The 18996-nt window shown below is 41.3% G+C and carries 21 protein-coding genes and 1 tRNA gene; 18 read left to right on the top strand and 4 right to left on the bottom strand.

Annotated features, from left to right (window positions below; all coding sequences use genetic code 11):
- The first annotated feature begins 55 nt into the window (after positions 1-55).
- The 11 genes from JOC34_RS13630 (at position 56) to JOC34_RS13585 (ending at position 7394) form a co-directional block, all read left to right on the top strand.
- Complete coding sequence (locus tag JOC34_RS13630) at positions 56-376, top strand: hemolysin XhlA family protein (RefSeq protein ID WP_205137324.1); 321 nt, start codon at positions 56-58, stop codon at positions 374-376.
- A gap of 31 nt (positions 377-407) precedes the next feature.
- Positions 408-674 (top strand): phage holin, encoded by a 267-nt coding sequence (locus tag JOC34_RS13625; RefSeq protein ID WP_205137323.1) that lies wholly within the window; start codon positions 408-410, stop codon positions 672-674.
- An 18-nt stretch (positions 675-692) separates the two neighbouring features.
- Positions 693-1457, top strand: coding sequence for a hypothetical protein (locus tag JOC34_RS13620; RefSeq protein WP_205137322.1), 765 nt, complete (start codon positions 693-695; stop codon positions 1455-1457).
- Positions 1450-1578, top strand: a complete 129-nt coding sequence (locus JOC34_RS22010) for a hypothetical protein (RefSeq protein WP_275577702.1) — start codon at positions 1450-1452, stop codon at positions 1576-1578. The genes JOC34_RS13620 and JOC34_RS22010 overlap by 8 nt, the downstream gene beginning before the upstream one ends.
- Positions 1579-1686: 108 nt before the next feature.
- On the top strand, positions 1687-2868 hold the full coding sequence (locus JOC34_RS22005) for a peptidoglycan recognition protein family protein (RefSeq protein WP_205137321.1): 1182 nt from the start codon (positions 1687-1689) through the stop codon (positions 2866-2868).
- A gap of 368 nt (positions 2869-3236) precedes the next feature.
- Complete coding sequence (locus tag JOC34_RS13610) at positions 3237-4457, top strand: FtsK/SpoIIIE domain-containing protein (RefSeq protein ID WP_205137320.1); 1221 nt, start codon at positions 3237-3239, stop codon at positions 4455-4457.
- Positions 4414-4992 (top strand): replication-relaxation family protein, encoded by a 579-nt coding sequence (locus JOC34_RS13605; protein ID WP_205137319.1) that lies wholly within the window; start codon positions 4414-4416, stop codon positions 4990-4992. Before JOC34_RS13610 ends, JOC34_RS13605 begins: the two co-directional genes overlap by 44 nt.
- 133 nt (positions 4993-5125) lie before the next feature.
- Positions 5126-5209, top strand: a tRNA-Leu gene (locus JOC34_RS13600).
- Positions 5210-5709: 500 nt separating this feature from the next.
- A complete protein-coding gene (locus JOC34_RS13595; protein ID WP_239544379.1) occupies positions 5710-6360 on the top strand; it encodes a YczE/YyaS/YitT family protein in 651 nt (216 codons plus the stop codon).
- A 183-nt stretch (positions 6361-6543) separates the two neighbouring features.
- Positions 6544-7209, top strand: a complete 666-nt coding sequence (locus tag JOC34_RS13590) for a hypothetical protein (protein ID WP_205137318.1) — start codon at positions 6544-6546, stop codon at positions 7207-7209.
- A gap of 8 nt (positions 7210-7217) precedes the next feature.
- The gene (locus tag JOC34_RS13585) at positions 7218-7394 is read left to right on the top strand and encodes a hypothetical protein (protein ID WP_205137317.1); all 177 of its coding nucleotides are present in this window, start codon (positions 7218-7220) and stop codon (positions 7392-7394) included.
- Here JOC34_RS13585 and JOC34_RS13580 read toward each other — a convergent pair.
- From JOC34_RS13580 to JOC34_RS13570, 3 genes are all read right to left on the bottom strand, one after another.
- Positions 7391-7531 carry a hypothetical protein gene (locus JOC34_RS13580; RefSeq protein ID WP_205137316.1) on the bottom strand — a complete coding sequence of 47 codons (141 nt, stop codon included), beginning with the start codon at positions 7529-7531 and terminating at the stop codon, positions 7391-7393. The two genes, JOC34_RS13585 and JOC34_RS13580, sit on opposite strands and share 4 nt — an antisense overlap.
- Positions 7532-7670: 139 nt before the next feature.
- Positions 7671-8786: an NAD(P)/FAD-dependent oxidoreductase gene (locus tag JOC34_RS13575; RefSeq protein WP_205137315.1), complete on the bottom strand. Its 1116-nt coding sequence runs from the start codon at positions 8784-8786 to the stop codon at positions 7671-7673.
- A 4-nt stretch (positions 8787-8790) separates the two neighbouring features.
- Positions 8791-9243: a DinB family protein gene (locus JOC34_RS13570; RefSeq protein ID WP_205137314.1), complete on the bottom strand. Its 453-nt coding sequence runs from the start codon at positions 9241-9243 to the stop codon at positions 8791-8793.
- 191 nt (positions 9244-9434) lie between these two features.
- Here JOC34_RS13570 and JOC34_RS13565 point away from each other — a divergent pair, with 191 nt between their 5' ends.
- The 7 genes from JOC34_RS13565 to JOC34_RS13535 all read left to right on the top strand — a co-directional run bounded on the left by JOC34_RS13565 (position 9435) and on the right by JOC34_RS13535 (position 18469).
- On the top strand, positions 9435-10364 hold the full coding sequence (locus JOC34_RS13565) for a manganese-dependent inorganic pyrophosphatase (protein ID WP_205137313.1): 930 nt from the start codon (positions 9435-9437) through the stop codon (positions 10362-10364).
- Between the two features lie 212 nt (positions 10365-10576).
- Positions 10577-12121 carry a sodium:solute symporter family transporter gene (locus JOC34_RS13560; RefSeq protein WP_205137312.1) on the top strand — a complete coding sequence of 515 codons (1545 nt, stop codon included), beginning with the start codon at positions 10577-10579 and terminating at the stop codon, positions 12119-12121.
- Positions 12121-13854 (top strand): LytS/YhcK type 5TM receptor domain-containing protein, encoded by a 1734-nt coding sequence (locus tag JOC34_RS13555; protein WP_338062679.1) that lies wholly within the window; start codon positions 12121-12123, stop codon positions 13852-13854. Before JOC34_RS13560 ends, JOC34_RS13555 begins: the two co-directional genes overlap by 1 nt.
- Positions 13855-13881: 27 nt before the next feature.
- Positions 13882-14643: a LytR/AlgR family response regulator transcription factor gene (locus tag JOC34_RS13550; protein WP_205137310.1), complete on the top strand. Its 762-nt coding sequence runs from the start codon at positions 13882-13884 to the stop codon at positions 14641-14643.
- A 122-nt stretch (positions 14644-14765) separates the two neighbouring features.
- Entirely contained in the window at positions 14766-16496 is a 1731-nt protein-coding gene (gene acsA, locus JOC34_RS13545; protein ID WP_205137309.1) for an acetate--CoA ligase, read from the top strand.
- Between the two features lie 114 nt (positions 16497-16610).
- The gene (locus tag JOC34_RS13540) at positions 16611-16943 is read left to right on the top strand and encodes a DUF485 domain-containing protein (RefSeq protein ID WP_205137408.1); all 333 of its coding nucleotides are present in this window, start codon (positions 16611-16613) and stop codon (positions 16941-16943) included.
- Positions 16940-18469, top strand: coding sequence for a solute symporter family protein (locus tag JOC34_RS13535; protein ID WP_205137308.1), 1530 nt, complete (start codon positions 16940-16942; stop codon positions 18467-18469). Before JOC34_RS13540 ends, JOC34_RS13535 begins: the two co-directional genes overlap by 4 nt.
- A 102-nt stretch (positions 18470-18571) precedes the next feature.
- Here JOC34_RS13535 and JOC34_RS13530 read toward each other — a convergent pair whose 3' ends face one another.
- Positions 18572-18772: a cold-shock protein gene (locus tag JOC34_RS13530; protein WP_205137307.1), complete on the bottom strand. Its 201-nt coding sequence runs from the start codon at positions 18770-18772 to the stop codon at positions 18572-18574.
- Positions 18773-18996 lie beyond the last annotated feature (224 nt).

Genomic DNA, 18996 nt, shown 5'->3' with positions numbered 1-18996 from the left:
TGCGGTCGGTTGCTACACTATACGGAAGACGGCGGAGATAGTAGGGGGTCGAACGATGCCAAACGGAAACACCGGAGGGGTGAGCGAAATGGACGAGTGGCAAAACCGCGTACAGCAGGACATCACGGAATTAAAGCAGGATATGTCGCAGGTAAAGGCGAATCAGACTACGTTTAAAGCGGACATTACGAAGCTAGAATTCAGCGATCAGATGCAGGCGCAGGAAATAAGCGCGCTCAAGGAGTCACTAGGCGAGATTAAGGAAGATACGAATTGGATTCGGCGGAAGATAACCGGAGCAATTATAACGGCGGTGATTACCGCTGTTGTCGCAGGAATAATCGGAATAGCAATCACGTCTATCTTCGGAGGTTAGGCGAATTTTTCATAGGGGGGAGGACGATAACATGGCGAACAAATTACGGAGTATGAGTAAAGGCGCAATCATCCGTACGGCAGTCCTAGTATTGGCGTTAGTTAACACGTCATTACAACTAGCGGGATTTGACGTACTGCCGTTCGCAGAGGCTGACGTAGAGATGTCGGTAACAGTCGTACTTAACGCAGGGGCAGCGCTGGTGGCGTGGTGGAAGAATAACAGCGTCACGAAGGAAGCGCAGAAGGCAGACGCACATATGCGTAATATGAAAGAGCGGAAGAAAACGGATAAATAGCGGTATGGAGGCGATAAGATGGCGGATATAAACGCAAGACTAAAGCGGGCGTTGGACGGACCGGCTCCGCAGCATAAGGTAGCAGGTCGGAGTGAGTTCGAGGTTACGGAAGGGTCGAACGGGGCGCTTCACGTTAATGTCGTAAATCAACCGGAACAAGGCGACGTGACTGTCGGTAATTTTCCGGAGGTGCAGAACGTAAAGGATGCGGATGTTAGTGCGGAATTGGCGGAGATTAAGCGGACGCAGGCGGACATATTGGAACGGTTGGATGGTACGTTTGATACTCAAGTAATTGGGAGTAATGTTGAGGATGGTATTCTTGTTAATCCAAACAAGAACTTTATTGAAGTTGAAGTTGCGGGAAACGATGTTGAACCTGGAAAAGATCAAGTCTTTGATGTTTATTCCAAACCCGGAGAAATTTGGACTTTAAAAAGGTTTGGTTACTTTGCTTACAGAAACACAGATTCAACAGGTAAACATCTTATTTGGATATATCACGGAGAAAGTCAATCAGATAGTAACTTTATAATGAGCATCGAGGGGGAAAGTAAGCAGTTTATGAGGGGAACCATACCTGGTAGAAGGCAACAGGCATATACAGGAGATGTAACCCCGTCTGACATCTATGAGATGGTAGAGACTATCAGAGACACATCGGTTTTAAGCAACAGCTTGCCGATTAAAATTAGATATCGAAATCAAGGCGACCAAACTGTCAGAACCCCTATATTCAAGTTATTTTTTATGGTGGAGAAGGTGGGTAATAATGTTGGGTGATATCGAAGTTGGAGACAAATGGGTTGATGATAACGGAAATGAATATGTGGTAAAAGATATTCAAGGGACAGTCGTAATATCTGAATCAATAGAGCCAATCATTGACGATGAAGAAGAATAACCCATACTCAACTAACTGGTTATCTAAAGTTGAATAAGAGATAAACGCAAGGCGCCCTAACCGGCGTCTTTTTTATTTGCGAAATTTTAACGAAGGGGAGACGATATTATGAGTTGGACGGCAAATAAGGTATTTAACAACGGTAAAGATTTCGTCGATTGGCTCGATAAGAATTACGGATCATACGTATCGAGCAGCATCAGTCGAGTACACGTTCACCACACGTATAAGCCTGACCATAGTAATAATCAGCCGACAGTAGACTTACACCGTAACATGCGGAATTACCACGTTAACACCAACGGATGGCAGGATGTTGCGCAGCATATAACGATTGGCAAGGACGGTAAAATCGTACTTGGACGTAATATTACGATGATGCCTGCGTCAGCTACCGGTTATAACGGAACAAGCGCAAGCCATCCGTTTATGTTCGAGACGATCGGTAACTTCGACAAAGGCAACGATATATTAGGCGGAAGTCAATTAGACTCCGTTTTAGCGGTATGTCATTACATCCACGTAACCAAAGGAAAGCCGTGCGTATTCCACCGTGAATGTTTAATTAACGGAAAAGCGCCTAAGACGTGCCCCGGAAGCGGCCTAGATAAGTCGAAGTTTATGACGCAGGTTAAGGCGTACAAGGGTAAAGCTCCATCTAGCGGAACAGTTTCCGCACCTAATACGGAGACAAAGCCGGCGACTGTATCGAAGCCTAAACGGACGTGGACGAAGGTAACCGGAAACTGGACGGGACAGACGCTAGGTATCGGAGAATACGGCGCCCCCGTAAAGCAGCTACAGACGATGTTGGCGAACAACAAACCTCCGTACTACCCGAACAAGGGCGCTAAGAATAACGGCGTAGACTCGTATTATGGTGATGATACGGAAGATGCGGTACGTCGGTTTCAGTCAATGAACGGCTTGACTGCGGACGGAATGGCGGGCAAAGCGACCTACGCCAAGCTAAATGGTAAGTCGACATCTGCGCCGGCTAAATCGACGCCTAAGAAGGCAAGCATTAAAGTCGACGGTTATTGGGGCGCGGCTACGACGAAAGCATTACAGCGCTATTTCGGCACTCCGGTCGACGGTAAGATATCGAAACCTTCCCCGATGGTTAAGGCATTGCAGGCGCTAGTTGGCGTCACGGCTGACGGCTATCTCGGTCCGGATACGTACAAAGCGATGCAACGACGATTTAAAACGCCAGTTGACGGAAAAGTATCGAATCCTTCCGTAATGGTGAAGGAATTACAGCGCAGGTTGAACGCAGGTAAATTATAATAGTACGGAATACTCCTCGCCTTCGGGCGGGGATTTTTTATTTATTTTATGTATACCGTGCGACGCAAACGGACATACTATAAGTATAGTAATAAAACATAATAAGAAGTACAGAGTTACATCCTCCACACCACTCCTCAAAAAATCCGCCCCATAGAAAATAAAAGAGTAATAAAGAACATTCCCAGCTTATATACATATAGTGTAAGAGCCAGACGGAATACCAACGTGGAATAGACGAAACATTGTCGTTCCAGCTTCAATCGCAAGTTTGGCATATTCCAACTAACTATACCCGCATGGTCGTCGACCTGGAATAGTCGTCGGAATACACGTTGGAACATCCATAAGTATAGGAGGTGGTACGTTTGTTTTCGATAATTGCATACTCGTCAGCTATATTAATAGCCTCGTCCGTTTTCCTTCCTGACCGCAAGATGACGTACAAAAAGCGCCTGTCCGTTATATTCCGACGTAACAACTTCCTTCGGGAATATCGCGACATCTACGGAAACCTAAAACCGCAGCAGCCGAAATATCACGGGTACATCGACGGAGATAATTACGTAGAACACGTCTACTCATTGCCGTTAGGTAAGACGCTATCAGAGTCGATCACCAACGCCATTACAAGCGCTTTTAGCGTGCCTGTGGCGGTCAAACTAGACGGGGGTATGTTACGTATTAAACTGTATAATGAGACGCTCACAGACCGTGTATTGTACGATGAAGTGCCGATACGTGCCGGTTATCTAGCGCCAGTAGGACGTACACTTGACGGTTGGTTATTTCACGACTTCGATAAGACTCCGCATATGACGGTGGCCGGATCGACGCGTCAAGGTAAGACGATATTCCTAAAGAATATTATGACGTACCTTTGCGAACATCAGGCGGACGATGTTTCGTTTTATATGATCGACTTAAAGGGCGGATTAGAATTCGGTAAATACGAATCGCTGCGCCAAGTTAAGGCGGTCGCGTCTGACGCCGAAGATGCAGCGGAAATATTTACGAGGTTAAAGGACGAAATGAAACGTACGATGGCGGAGTTTAAGCGTAACGGCTACACGAATATCGTTGACACTCCGATTAGGCATCGGACGTTTATCGTTATTGATGAAGCCGCGCAACTTACGCCTGAGCCATTTATGTCGAAGGAAGAAAAGAATCTTATGCGTTTCTGTCAATCGGCTATGGCGGAGATCACTCGCGTAGCAGGAGCGTTAGGGTGGCGATTAATTCACGCGACACAATATCCGACTGGCGATTCGTTGCCCCGCGCAGTTAAGCAGAATGCCGACGCGAAAGTAGCTTTCCGGTTGCCGTCAGAACTCGCCAGTCGCGTAGCTATTGACGAAAATGGAGCGGAGTATTTACCGCATCCAGGTCGAGGTATATACCGCACGATTGATCGCCAGGAAGTACAAGTACCGTACATTTCCGACGGAGAAATGGCGGAGAGGTTAAGTAAATATCGAGTAGATACGGAAAGGGTGTTCGGAAATGACGGTGTACTTTCAGCAGAAGTTCCACGTAAGGACGATGATGATATTATCACGCTTGAATCGGATGACTTACGCAACTAGGTCGCAGTTACAGGAAGCATGCGGACTTGGTGCGGTGAGGAACGCGAATCGTATATTGGCGCGGCTAGAGGACGATGGATTACTAAAGTCCGTGAGATGGCATCAGAAGATATACGGATTAACGAAGGAAGGGAGGTACCTATTAGACGACGATTACAGCCCAACCTCCGCCCGTGATTACATCGAGCATACATTGCTGACGAATGAAGCGTATCTGTCGCTAGAGATGCCGGAGGTCTGGCGTACAGAACAGAAGATGTCGTACCGAAGTAAGAAAGGAAAAGTCGTATTTACTCCGGATGCTAATTGCGTATATGAAGGAAGGAAGACGTTTATTGAAGTTGATCGTTACCAGCGGATGTCCGTTAACCGGGAAAAGGTCGCCACATATTCCGAGTTACAATCGCTATATCGGAAGAACGGAAAGCTGCCCCCAGTCGTTAAATTCTACGGAATAAATCCGACTCGTGTCGATCGAATTAGGCGGATGATGTCGGACGCAAATGTCGAAGGTACTGCGGAATTGATCTCTTAATACGATTTATTGTTGACACCGAACAGTCACCGTGATATTATACATTTACGCGCTTTTCCCGGATAAACGTCGGATCACACGAAGTTAGATCGGATAAAGCGAACTGCCTAACGGATTTAAGCCGTGTCACTATGCCAGTGTGGCGGAATTGGCAGACGCGCGGGACTCAAAATCCCGTTCCTTCACGGGAGTGCCGGTTCGATCCCGGCCACTGGTACTTATTGTAATACAGAGTACGCTATCTATTCACTTAGATAGCGTATTTTTTTTGCGTGAAAATTTGAGTTTTACATGAATGAAGTACTATGTCACAGTCTTTTAAAAAAATACTGATACGGATATTACTGTAGCTTCCTAAGATATCTATTTGTAAAATGCAACATAGCAGGCGCAAACTGAAATTTTTAGTACTGAGACAATAGAAATATCATTAAGTATAATAACGGGGGGGGGACCTTGGTTCCCTGCTTTTTTATGCAGATAGGAAAGTTTATACTTTCCTATCTGCATAAGTGCAACGAAGGCACTGTCATTAAAAGTTTGACGAACGCCAAGTTTTCTAATATAGAAAATCATAACAATAAGTTTAGAATAAAATGGATAAGAAAAGAACGTTTGATTAGGAATGTTGCAAACATGTTAGATGAATAAACAAAGTCTGTTAGTATTAAAGATACAGTGAATACGCTTTATTATAGGAAAGATGAAAGAGGGTTGATGAAACTGAGGAAGGTTTTACGGTGGTCTGTTTACACATTAGGTCTTATTCTTTTCAGCTTTGGCATTAGTCTCACCATAAGGGTACAGCATCTTGGCATACACCCATGGGATGTTTTAAATGTAGCGTTTCATAACATGATTGGTCTATCCATTGGATCATGGGCAATTATTATTTCAATCCTATTAATTGTTGTGTCATGGATACTTGATAAAAGGTATATAAAACTAGGTACATTTCTAAATGCCATATTTATTGGGGTATTTGTTGATTTGTTCCTATGGCTGGATGTTTTACCAATGGCAAATTACACATGGACAGATGTGATTGTGATAATTTCAGGTATTGTATTCATGGGATTTGGTGGGGGCATGTATAATGCGGCTGGTGTTGGTTCAGGGCCTCGCGATGGCTTTATGCTATCGATTGCACAAAAGTTGAATGCGCCAATTCGCAGGGTTAGAATAATTACAGAGACTTCAGTCTTAGTCATTGGCTTTTTTCTTGGTGGTCCTGTGTTTTTATTTACCATTATATTTACATTTATTCAAAGCCCCATATTTCAGTTTTCATATATAAAGTTAACAGAATTGATTGCCTATACAGAATCTAGATATTTAAGTGGTGACGATATGCGTGGATCGTTATAAACAGGAAACTTTGTTTTTCATAGAAATTGCATATTTAGTAATGAATTCGTATTGAAAATACTATTTTCCCCTGAAGAAAATAGTATTTTCAATAGCTCCTTTATATTTGAAATGAATTTATGGCTTCTGCAGATAATTTTATTCCGTGGTAGAATGATAAAAATGAAAAAGGAGGAAAAACGAATGGTATCACAATCAGATTTCATGCATGATCTACGTAAAGAATTATTTGCTGTGCTTGATGAGCTATTTTTCTTTTTGGTTAATGACTATAATGAGGAAATCCTGGAATTAATTGAAGTATTAATTGCTGAGATGAACATTTCAAAGGAAGAGGAAGAAGCTATTTTCCCACAACTGGTTTGGTGGGGGACATTTTGTTCACCTATAGGGATTGAACAGAAAACGATTTATCAAATTTATTTACAGAAAAATAAACACAAATTGAAAAAGAAGCGTAGACAAGTGCAAGAAGTGTTAGTAAGCTGGCTTCAGCTTAATGCTGGGTTCTACTATGTGATAGAACCTGAAGACGAAGAAGCCTGTGTTTACTATCTGTGTGATGTATTTGAGGGGAAAATAAGGAGGTTATCTATACAGCGTGAGCTATTGCAATTACCAAAGTCTGGTGAGGTGTTAACGGGTCTCTTACTGCCTATGGGGGATGACAGTTATGCAACGCTAAGTGGCTTCTATCATATACCCCAGCAATTAACACAGAAGATAGTTCAAGAGATTATTCCATACTTTGAACGACATGCTGTATCTCCGAATTATAAGTTTAACCCACATTTATATCCTTCTTTGATTAAATATACACTCCAAATGATAACTGAAAGTGCTAGGTGATCCCAACTATGAAAGTTAATCATCCGGTTCAAAGTGAATTATCCAAGGTTGAAGCGATTATCAAAGCGTTATCTGTTAAAAAGATAAGAATTGTATTTATTCATGCAATATACACGATAAGCGAACAAAGACCAGAAGAACAAAAGAATAGAAGTTATGAACCACCCCATTTTTTGCATCACTAAAAAATGTCTTCGATAGTAGTTGATATTGAACGCTCGATATCATAGTCATCAATAATATTTTGCAACCATAACCAAGAAAAAGCTAGAACAATAATTGTAAGTAGTACAATAATCCCAACAGCCAGTTTGCCTTTCATAGTGGTAACCTCCCTCATCATTAGTACAAGCGTACCAAAATGTATTTTATCTGTAAATATATTATACAATTTTTTATTGGTAAATAGATAGAAAGGAGTGAAAAGCTAAGAAAATAGCACAGACCAGACAAGATCTGTACTATTTCAGTGCATTGGCAACATCATAATCCGTAATATCGATATCAGGTTCTTCTCCAAGAGCGATCTTGGTCAATTGACTACCAATATAAGGTCCCATTGTTAATCCAGAGGCACCAAGACCATTGGCGATCAATAGGCCATCAAAACCTGGAAGTGGACCAAGTACAGGAAGGAAATTGGGAGTAAAGGGGCGGAAACCTACCCTTGTTTCTAGAACAGTACTTGAAGCGAGTCCAGGAGCTACTTGGAGCGCTTTTGTTAAAATTTCATTTATACCACCTGCAGTCACCCGGTGATCAAAGCCAGCTTCATTTTCATGTGTTGCGCCAATGACGATTCGTTGGTCTTGAAAGCTAAGCATATATTGATCATTCGGTGGCATGATCACTGGCCATTTTGCTGTATTATAATCAGTTACCTGCAAATGCATGATTTGCGCACGTTGTGGGACTACATTAAATGAAACACCCAATGGCTGCAGCAGTTCATCCATCCATGCTCCAGAAGTGGCAATAACAGTATCTGCTTCAATTAGACTGTCATGAACAACCGCACCGGTTATCTGGTTGCCATGATAGATTAACTTTGCATCACCATGAATGATTGTAGCTCCACGTTTTTTTGCACCTTGCACTAATGCATGTCGCAGTGCACGTCCATCGACTCTGGCAGCGCCACTAACATGGACAGAACCGTAACCATCCGCTAAGGGTGGAAACATTTCCTTTGTTTGTGTTGTGTTGAGTAGCGTAACTTCACCAATTTCAGGGGCCTGGTCACGTCGCTTGATTGCACGTTCCTTCATGGCGATCAGCTTTTTTTCATCCGTATGGATACTGATTGCGCCTACACGGTTATAACCTGTCTCGGTCTCTCCATCATTTGCGAGCGCCTCGATCAAATCTGGATAAATGGCGGCGCCACCTTTTGCTAAACGATACCATGCCTTATTTCGACGCTGGGACAGCCAAGGACAAACGATTCCGGCCGCTGCATCCGTTGCTTGACCTTGATCATTTCGATCGATGAGCACGACGCTAGCACCTTTTCCTGCTAGTTGATAAGCGGTGGCAGCGCCTAGAACGCCACCACCAATGACAATAATGTTTTTCATCGGCTTACTTTTCCGAAACGATTCGATGCATTGCTTTCATTTGTCCCAGATGCTCCGCTTCATGTTGCAGGATCATTGCAAAAATATCGTCATATGTTTTGAAGTTTCCAAATGGTAATGTATATGGAAGCGTTTCTGCAAAAAATGCATCTGACAGTCCATTAACCCGTTCGTGTTGTTCCTCTAAATATTTTACGAGATCCGTAAGACTTGGTGCTTCTACTTCCCAATCGGCAGGCTTTGTCCCCGTTGCAAAAAGGGAATGGTAAGCTTCCGGGATATTCTCAGATTGCTTTGGAAAACCAAATAATAGTGATTCTGTTGTGACAAGAACATGTCCCGTGTGCCAGCGCAGTGTGTTATTGAAATGATCGGGCTGAATATCAACGATTTTTTCATCCAGTTTATTTACAAAACCAAGTAACCCATTACGTGCTAAATCAAATTGTTTTGACATTTTATAACCTCCATTAAATATAAAGTACATACCAATCATAGGAATAAATCGGTCAATTGTAAAATGACATGTTCTTAAGGGGGATGAAAAATACGAATGTGGATGGATCATTGCGTAGTATTTTTATTTTTTTATATAATATGGTAATCTAATAAAAGGACTAGCTATACTTGCATGAGAGGGAGAATAACATGGGTAAAACATTAATTTTTGGACATAAGAGTCCTGATACAGATACGATTTGTTCTGCATTAGCTTATGCGGACTTAAAGAACAAACTAGGCGTTAATGCGGAAGCAGCAAGATTGGGAATGGTTAATAAAGAAACACAGTTTGCACTTGACTATTTTGGTGTCGATGCACCAGAAATGATTGCAGAGGTTGGCAGTGACATAACGGATGTTATTTTAGTTGATCATAATGAATTTCAACAAAGCGTTGATAATATAAAAGATGTTCGCATTTCAGAAGTTATTGACCATCATCGTGTTTCCAATTTCGAAACAAAGGAACCATTATATTTCCGTGCTGAACCGGTAGGCTGTACTGCAACGATATTGAACAAAATGTATAAAGAAAATGGTATAGAAGTTTCCAAAACGATCGCAGGATTATTAGTATCGGCAATTGTTTCTGATTCATTGTTGTTAAAATCACCAACATGTACGAAGGAAGATGTAGATGCTGCATATGAATTAGCTGAGATTGCTGGTGTTAATTTGGAAACATATGGAATGGAAATGCTGCAGGCTGGTGCAGATTTAAGCGATAAGTCTGTTGCTGAATTACTTTCTATGGATGCTAAAGTATTTGCTATGGGTGAAGCAAATGTACAAATTGCTCAAGTAAATACAGTGGATACAAATAAGATCTATGAAAAACAAGCTGAAATAGAAGCAGAAATGAACAAGGTAATTGAAGAAAAAGGCTTGGAGCTATTCTTGTTGGCTGCTACAGATATTCTAAACAATGATTCAGAGATTTTGGCACAGGGTAATGCAAAGGAAAATGTTGAAAAGGCCTTTGATATTAAACTGGTTAATAACAAAGCATTGCTTAAAGGTGTTGTATCAAGAAAAAAACAAATCGTTCCTGATTTGACCAATGCGTTTAATCATTAAAAAGTAGTAAAGTTCCCCGAATAATGGACAGTGAAAAAACCCGTTATTCGGGTTTTTTTATTCGCATGTCTTTACATATATTAAAAGTTCGGTTACGATTTCTATTAAGCTATTTCCTAATGCGAGCTAAACGCATATTTTAAAAGCTTAAAAATTTGAAAATTGTGTGTTTTTTGTGTAGAAGCGCTAAATAAGTGGCAGGGGGATAGGAAGTGAATCTTACATATTTTCTGTTTTTTATATGTATCGTAATATGTACATTAATTATTACGCATTGGGCAGCACAACATACGAAAACTACCTATCAATATTATACTGCCGCTGGTAGTTTGACAGGTATACAAAATGGCATGGCAATCGCGGGAGATTTCATCAGTGCCGCATCCTTTTTGGGCATTGTCGGGACGATTGCGCTTAATGGATATGATGGATTTTTTTATTCGATCGGTTTTCTAGTATCTTATTTGATTGTATTATTTTTTATTGCTGAGCCTGTGCATCATTTAGGCAAATATTCACTTGGTGATGTGATTTGTGCACGATTTCCGAGCGATAAGATACGGATGATGATGGCTGTTGGTGCATTTGTTATCTCTATCCTTTATATGATTCCACAGCTGGTTGCCTCAGGTCTGCTAATCCGTTTGTTATTAGATATTGATTATTCTACTTCGGTCGTTATTATTGGAAGCTTAATGACGATATATGTAGTCTTTGGTGGTATGTACGCTACTTCATGGGTACAAATCGTTAAAACGGTACTGCTTATGTCTGGTACATTTCTACTTGCGTTAATTGTATTATCCCGTTTTAATTGGAGCATTTCTGCGTTGGTTGGCCAAGTAAAGATTGGAACACCTTTAGCGGATCAATTTTTCCTACCTGGTAATATGCTTAGCAATCCAGTCGAAGCGATTTCACTTCATCTTGCATTATTATTTGGAACAGCAGGATTACCACATATTCTTATTCGTTTTTATACCGTTAAAAATGTTAAAGAAGTACGACGCTCGCTTGTTACAGCCAGTTGGATTATTGGTCTGTTTTATGTCATTACGTTGGTGCTTGGTATGGGAACGGTTGCATTTATTGGATGGGATCAATTGGTTGTGGCCGATCCTACAGGAAATTTAGCAGCACCACTGTTAGCTGAAGCGTTAGGGGGAGATTTTCTTCTTGCTTGTATTTCAGCGATCGCATTTACTACGATTGTAGCGGTTGTAGCAGGATTAGTCATTTCAGCTACAACTGCTTTCTCACATGATATATACCATCATATTATTAAAAAGGGACGTGCTACAGAAAAAGAACAACTACGGGCGGCACAGTGGACGGCACTTGGAGTTGGCATCACTGCAACATTGTTCGCGTTGGGCTTGAAAAATATTAATGTTACCTTCTTAGTTTCATTAACTTTTATAGTGGCGGCATCCAGTAATTTGCCAGTATTGCTCTTCACCATCTATTGGAAGCGTTTTAATCAAACGGGGGTGATAGTTGGAATGGCCAGCGGTTTGATTGCTTCTATGATGTTATTGCTGTTTGGTCCACATATGATGAACCTTGATGGAGGATGGATTCACGGAGAAGCTCTTTTTCCATTGTCCAATCCAGGGATTATTGCGATACCAATTGGATTTTTAGGTGCATTTGCAGGTACAATGCTGTCTCGTGAGAAATCCCAAAGCAATAATACGTATGCAGCATTTTTTATCAAAGCTCAAACAGGGATTGATACGAGGAGAGATGGCGCTTGATGGATTTGACGCTGATTTTATTTGAACGGTTGGGATTATTATTAGTGCTTGCATTTGTTCTTACACGTATTCCTGGATTCAGATCATTACTTTACCGTGAATATAGTATGAAAATGGCGATTATACATGCATGTATGTTTGGCATTTTTGGCATCGCAGGCACGATGACAGGAGTGGTCATGGAAGGTAATGTTGTGGTTAACCATGATCTTGTCTGGGGAGTAGAAGAGGGGCAAATGGCTGTAAGCTCAAGCCTTGTCGCGATTGTAATTGCGGGCTTATTAGGAGGACCTGTTGTTGGATTCGGAGCAGGCCTCATTGCCGGGGCACATCTTTTTGGAATCGGTGGAATTGGCTTTCTTGCAAACAGTCTTGTGAATCCAATAACTGGCTTACTTGCGGGGCTAACTGCCCGCTTCTTTTCGCACGAACGGGTTATTTCACCATTTAAAGCCTTATTTATTGGTATATTTCCACCTGTTTTACATATGCAGTTTTTGCTAATTTTTGATACACAGCCACCAGGAATGATTGCTACGATTAATACGATTGGGATACCAATCGTATTATCCAACAGTATCGCCATTGCTATTTTTACTGCAATGATCGGTATTGTATTACGTGAACAGGAAAGTGAGGCTGCGCTAGCTACGAGACAGGCACTAACGATTGCTGAAGAAGCATTGCCTTTTTTGAAAAAGGATGATGTGCGTGATATGGCTAAAGGGATTGCAGGTTTGTTATATGACCGATTAAAATTAGCCGCTGTTTCTGTCACCAATGATCAGCAAGTTCTGGCCCATATCGGGTTAGGCGATGATCACCACCATGAAGGAGATCAAATCGCGACATTTGTGGCGCAACAAGCGATTTATACGAAAAAAATGCAAATTGCCCATTCCCATTCGGAAATTCAATGTGGAAATAAAAACTGCCCATTAGAAGCTGCAATTATTATTCCGATTATAGGTGAAAATGACGTAATCCAACTGATTAAGTTTTATTTCAAGAAATCACAGCATATTCGACCAGTTGAGGTTACATTAGCGAAAGGGTTAGGACAATTGATATCCAATCAACAGCGTACAATTGCAGCCGAAAAACTGAAATTGCATATTCGGGATGCAGAATTGAGAAACCTTCAAGCGCAGATTAATCCCCATTTTTTATTTAATACGCTTCATTTAATTGCGGCATTGTTTAGAAGAGATGCCGATAAAGCGCGTCATATCACGGTACAGCTGGCACAATATATGCGGTTCAATCTAAGCTTGGTTTCGGTATCACTTGTCCCTCTGGAAAAGGAATGTGCACATGTAAAGGCATATATGGAAATTATCCAAGCTCGATTTTCCAATCGTTTACAAGTCCATTTCTCGTATTCAGAAGCGCTGTCGGACGTCTTAATCCCACCATCCACGATCCAACCACTTGTTGAAAATTGTGTTCAGCATGGCTTGGGACAAGTGGCCGAGGGAGGGCAGGTGGAAGTCATCATCCAAAAGCAGGGATCTTATGTTGAAATTATTGTCCGTGATAATGGTTGTGGTTTTTCTGAAACAATGCTAGATCGTGCAGGTCGTATGCCTCTCTCTACTTCTAATGAGGGGGGAACAGGCTTATACAATGTTAATCAGCGGCTCGTTCGGTTATTAGGAGAAGAAGCTTCACTACATATACGCAATTTACCTACTCATGGAAGTGAAGTAGTTTTTACGATTCCATTCGGGTAGGTGCACTAGAAAAGGGAGGTACTTTTAATGAAAATGCATGTAATGGTCGCAGAAGATGAGCAATTGGCAATGGAAGAGTTGATTTATTTACTGGAAAAGGAGCCGGATGTCACGCTTTGCCCTAGCGCCGAGACAGGGGATCAGTTGGTGTCGCTATATCTGAAACATGAACCGGATGTCATATTTCTTGATGTGCACATGCCAGGAATGTCAGGTATAGAGGCAGCGAAGCAGATTACGCAACTGGCCTATATCCAACCGCCGTTATTTATATTTACGACCGCATTTGATGCGTATGCGGTGGAAGCATTTGAAATAGAAGCTGTCGATTTTCTATTAAAACCATATGATGATCTACAATTTAAACGAGCAATGACACGGGTTAATAAACGAATGGAGTCTGACGAAACAAAGGTAGAGCGTCATTTAAAACAGCAAAAGTCACCTACCACAACGAAGTTACTCATTGATGATGGTGATAAAATGGTTGTATTATCACCAGATTCTATCTATTATGCAGTTCCATTTAAAAGGATGCTGGAAATTCATACCGATAATAAAGTGATCGAAAGTCGTATGACACTGCAAGAACTGGAAAAAAAGCTGCAAGGATCTACCTTTTTTAGAACACATCGGAGTTACTTGGTCAACCTTAATCATATACAGGAAATTACGCCATGGTTCAATGGAACAAGTAATGTGACCTTAAGAGATAAGAAGCAGACGACTATTCCAGTAAGTCGAGCGGCACGAAAATTGCTCTTCTCCCTATTTGAGATAAACCATTAAAGGTTAATTTTCGGCTACTCAAACATTAATTGCTACCATTTAACCAAAAAAGCCCATGCGAATGAGTAATCAACTATACTTTTAGTAAGCGCTTTCAAAAAAGCTTGTCTAAAAGGGGGAAAATGCAAGTGAATAAAATGATCGCTCCAATCAGGGAGCAGGCGAATATGCCGGATTATGACACAGCATACGCCGGTTTTTCATGGGAAGATGTGGAGAGAAATTTTTCATGGCATGAGACTGGGAAGGTAAACATGGCGCATGAAGCGATTGATCGTCACGCAAATACATGGAGGAAAAATAAAGTTGCACTTTATTATAGTGATCTGGAACGTGATGAAAAATATACGTTTCAGGATATGAAATTGTTATCTAATCAGTTCGGAAATGTATTACGTACGATTGGGATTGAAAAGGGAGAGCGGGTGTTTTTATTTATGCCAAGATCACCTGAACTTTATATAAGTATGATGGGGATATTGAAAATCGGGGCAGTATCCGGCCCACTATTTGAAGCTTTTATGGAGCAAGCAGTTAGGGATCGCCTGGAAAATAGCGATGCGTCCGCATTGATTACGACACCGGCCTTACTATCACGCGTACCTTACAACGAACTTCCCAATTTAAAGCATATCATTGTAGTTGGTGATGGAGATGTACCGAATAAGGATGGACATACGAATTTTTACAACTATGAACAAGTAATGAAAGAAGCATCCAATGATTTGGAGATAGCGTGGGTTGACCGGGAAGATGGGATGATCCTGCATTATACGTCGGGTTCTACGGGAAAGCCTAAAGGTGTCCTGCATGTCCACAATGCGATGATTCAGCAATATCAAACAGCTAAGTGGGTTTTTGATTTAAAAGAAGAGGATGTATATTGGTGTACGGCAGACCCGGGTTGGGTAACGGGGACTTCATATGGCATTTTCGGTCCGTGGCTGAATGGTACATCTAACCTAATTCGTGGTGGTCGATTTAGCCCTGAGGATTGGTATGGAACAATCGAGAAGTACGGGGTCACCGTCTGGCTAAGTGCACCAACAGCATTTCGTAGATTGATGTCAGTTGGAGAGTCGTCTGTGAATGACTTCGATCTCGGTTCATTGAGGCATGTTTTAAGTGTCGGTGAACCATTAAATGCGGAAGTGGTTCATTGGGGAACGAAGGTTTATGGGTTACGAATTCATGATCATTGGTGGATGACGGAAACTGGTGGCATTATTATTTCTAATTATCCATCCATGCCAATTAAACCAGGTTCCATGGGGAAACCCTTTCCAGGGATTGAGGCAGCCATTTTGGATGAACAAGGAAATGAACTTCCACCGGGACAAATGGGACCACTATGTATTAAAGCAGGCTGGCCATCTATGTTGCGTAAAGTATGGAAAAATGAGCAGCGATTTAAAGCATATTTTCCAATAGAAGGTTGGTTCGAATCCGGTGATCTTGCATCAAAAGATGAAGATGGTTATTTCTGGTTTCAAGGAAGAGATGATGATGTAATTACTACTTCTGGCGAACGGGTTGGCCCATTTGAGGTGGAAAGCAAACTCGTGGAACATCCTGCGGTTGCAGAAGCAGCAGTTATCGGAAAGCCGGATCCTGTTCGTGGCGAGATTATAAAAGCATTTGTCGCATTAAGGGATGGCTATTCTAAAACAGTTGCACTAGAGGAGGAGCTTCGCTTGTTTGTAAAAGAGGGGCTTGCAGCACATGCAGCACCAAGGGAAATCGAAGTACGTGACTTTTTACCAAAAACGCGAAGTGGAAAAATCATGCGTCGTGTACTAAAGGCATGGGATCTCGATTTGCCAACAGGTGATCTATCGACAATGGAAAAATAGGTTAGATGCAAATGAAATCATGCGTGATATTAACTGGGATCTATCTGCTTACGGGAGAAAACGGGATAGATCCACAGTACAGGAGGGATTACTTTGCGTAATGAAAATCAGCAGATGGAAGGCCATGATGAAAAGAAGCCTGATTATGTAAAAGTGGTAAACAGCAACCAGTTTAAAAAATTAATGCATAACAAGAAAAAATTCATTGTACCTTTGACAGTGTTTTTTATGATTTTTTACTTTTTGCTACCCATACTAACATCTTACACCACTTTTCTTAACAAACCGGCATTTGGCGACATATCTTGGGTATGGCTATTTGCCTTTGCTCAATTTATTATGACATGGGTGCTCTGTACCATTTATGTAAAAAAAGCTGCTACCTTTGATAAGCAGGCAGATCAAATCATTGAAGATCAGCTTAAGAAAGGGGGCACTACCAAATGAATGTGACTGTTGTTGTTCTTTTTCTTGCAATTGTTTTATTAACACTTGTTATTACTTACTTTGCTGCCAAACGCACGCAAACTACTGGTGACTTTTATACGGCTGGAGGCGAGTTAACAGGCTGGCAAAATGGAATAGCTATTGCAGGTGATTATTTGTCGGCTGCTTCCTTTCTTGGTATTGCTGGATCGATTGCATTATTTGGATTTGATGGCTTCTTTTATAGTATCGGATTTTTAATTGCTTACTTGGTTGTGTTATTTCTAGTTGCAGAGCCGTTAAGAAATTTAGGGAAATATACACTGGCAGATATGATTAATTCCCGCTTTGATGCGAAAAAGGTAAGAGGAGCGGCTGCACTCAGTACCATTACAATTGTTACTTTCTATATGATCGCGCAACTTGTTGGGGCAGGAGCACTTATTCAATTGTTATTCGGCATTGATTATTGGATTGCGGTACTTATCGTTGGTGTCATGATGACAGTCTATGTATTATTCGGTGGAATGATTGCGACAAGCTGGGTTCAGATTACTAAAGCAATCCTGCTTATGGCTGGAATGGTTATTATTTCTTTTCTCGTTTTGTTAAAGTTTAATTTCAATCTATCGACGATGTTTACTGAAGTTAAAACAGTTACAAGTCATGGTGCCGATTATCTGAAGCCGGGGTTACAGTATACACAGCCATTAGGTACGATTTCATTAATGCTTGCATTGGTACTCGGAACTTCAGGCTTACCACATATTCTCATGCGTTTCTTCACCGTTAATAACGCTAAGACAGCAAGGAGCTCTGTTATTACTGCTACATGGACGATTGGTATTTTCTACGTTTTAACATTGTTTCTTGGGTTTGGAGCAGCTGCATTTGTTGGCGATGAAAAAATTCTTGCAGCAAATCCTGGCGGGAATATGGCCGCACCATTATTAGCGCAGGCACTTGGCGGTGACATTTTATTTGCCTTCATATCAGCTGTTGCCTTCGCTACCATTCTGGCAGTTGTTGCAGGGCTCGTATTATCAGGCGCATCAGCATTCGCACACGATTTATATGGGCAAATCATAAAAAAAGGAAAAGCCTCTGATAAACAGCAAATGTTGGCGGCACGCTATGCATCTTTAGCGGTATCTGTATTTGCTATTTTATTGGCGCTCTTTGCACAATCATTGAATGTGGCATTTCTTGTTTCCCTTGCATTCTGTATTGCGGCAAGTGCTAATTTGCCAGTGATTCTTTATACGGTTTATTGGAAACGATTTAATACGGCTGGAGCAGTTACGGCCATGCTAACTGGTCTATTTTCAGCATTAATCCTAGTGTCCCTTAGTCCGAGCGTTTTCTCACCTATTGAGGGGGCGGCATTGTTTGTCGGGGATCCCATTTTTCCACTGGACAATCCCGCGTTGATTTCTGTGCCTTTAGGATTTCTCGGAGGGTATATAGGTACTAAGTTTTCTAAAGAAGCGGACATGGAACGTTATGCAGAAGTGAAAGTAAGAGCGAATACCGGATATTCCGAATGATTTAAAGCGACCGCCAAGCTGGGGTCGCTTTATTACTTATTGAAAGCAATAAAAAGAGGCAATCCTCACAAAGTGAGAATTGCCTCTTTTATTTACTACTTACTATTGTTTAACAACGTTAGTAGCTTGCGGTCCACGGTTGCCTTCTTCAATTTCGAAAGTTACTGCTTGACCTTCGTCTAAAGTTTTGAAACCTTCGCCTTGAATTGCTGAGAAGTGTACGAATACGTCGTCTCCACCTTCAACTTCGATGAAACCGAAACCTTTGTCTGCGTTAAACCATTTTACTGTACCATTATTCATGATATATTTGCCTCCATGTGCTTATTGCACGTTTATTACTATTTTTGTTCTCATAATTCAAGACGATAACCACTAACAGCTGTTACAACGATCTTGTATATTGCAAACGAACATCAATAATTAATCTTAGTATACCACATAGAATCAAAAATATAAACCTTTTCTTAAAAAAACTTTTTTTTATTACGCAAGGAACGTTTTTATCGCGTCAAATCAACCTTTTT

It is taken from the genome of Virgibacillus halotolerans, from assembly GCF_016908515.1.
In the GTDB taxonomy this organism is placed as follows: domain Bacteria; phylum Bacillota; class Bacilli; order Bacillales; family Amphibacillaceae; genus Virgibacillus_M; species Virgibacillus_M halotolerans.
This window is presented reverse-complemented; position numbering and strand designations above follow the sequence as displayed.

What these genes read in the sequence shown, in the direction of transcription:
- JOC34_RS13625 (WP_205137323.1), top strand. Translation starts at nt 408, where the DNA reads ATGGCGAACAAATTACGGAGTATGAGTAAAGGCGCAATCATCCGTACG.
- acsA (WP_205137309.1), top strand. Translation starts at nt 14,766, where the DNA reads ATGCAAGTGAATAAAATGATCGCTCCAATCAGGGAGCAGGCGAATATG.
- JOC34_RS13555 (WP_338062679.1), top strand. Translation starts at nt 12,121, where the DNA reads ATGGATTTGACGCTGATTTTATTTGAACGGTTGGGATTATTATTAGTG.
- JOC34_RS13605 (WP_205137319.1), top strand. Translation starts at nt 4,414, where the DNA reads ATGATGATATTATCACGCTTGAATCGGATGACTTACGCAACTAGGTCG.
- JOC34_RS13540 (WP_205137408.1), top strand. Translation starts at nt 16,611, where the DNA reads ATGGAAGGCCATGATGAAAAGAAGCCTGATTATGTAAAAGTGGTAAAC.
- JOC34_RS13580 (WP_205137316.1), bottom strand. Translation starts at nt 7,531, where the DNA reads ATGAAAGGCAAACTGGCTGTTGGGATTATTGTACTACTTACAATTATT.
- JOC34_RS13630 (WP_205137324.1), top strand. Translation starts at nt 56, where the DNA reads ATGCCAAACGGAAACACCGGAGGGGTGAGCGAAATGGACGAGTGGCAA.
- JOC34_RS13535 (WP_205137308.1), top strand. Translation starts at nt 16,940, where the DNA reads ATGAATGTGACTGTTGTTGTTCTTTTTCTTGCAATTGTTTTATTAACA.
- JOC34_RS13595 (WP_239544379.1), top strand. Translation starts at nt 5,710, where the DNA reads ATGAAACTGAGGAAGGTTTTACGGTGGTCTGTTTACACATTAGGTCTT.
- JOC34_RS22005 (WP_205137321.1), top strand. Translation starts at nt 1,687, where the DNA reads ATGAGTTGGACGGCAAATAAGGTATTTAACAACGGTAAAGATTTCGTC.
- JOC34_RS13565 (WP_205137313.1), top strand. Translation starts at nt 9,435, where the DNA reads ATGGGTAAAACATTAATTTTTGGACATAAGAGTCCTGATACAGATACG.
- JOC34_RS13620 (WP_205137322.1), top strand. Translation starts at nt 693, where the DNA reads ATGGCGGATATAAACGCAAGACTAAAGCGGGCGTTGGACGGACCGGCT.
- JOC34_RS13590 (WP_205137318.1), top strand. Translation starts at nt 6,544, where the DNA reads ATGGTATCACAATCAGATTTCATGCATGATCTACGTAAAGAATTATTT.
- JOC34_RS13585 (WP_205137317.1), top strand. Translation starts at nt 7,218, where the DNA reads ATGAAAGTTAATCATCCGGTTCAAAGTGAATTATCCAAGGTTGAAGCG.
- JOC34_RS13575 (WP_205137315.1), bottom strand. Translation starts at nt 8,786, where the DNA reads ATGAAAAACATTATTGTCATTGGTGGTGGCGTTCTAGGCGCTGCCACC.
- JOC34_RS13570 (WP_205137314.1), bottom strand. Translation starts at nt 9,243, where the DNA reads ATGTCAAAACAATTTGATTTAGCACGTAATGGGTTACTTGGTTTTGTA.
- JOC34_RS13530 (WP_205137307.1), bottom strand. Translation starts at nt 18,772, where the DNA reads ATGAATAATGGTACAGTAAAATGGTTTAACGCAGACAAAGGTTTCGGT.
- JOC34_RS13550 (WP_205137310.1), top strand. Translation starts at nt 13,882, where the DNA reads ATGAAAATGCATGTAATGGTCGCAGAAGATGAGCAATTGGCAATGGAA.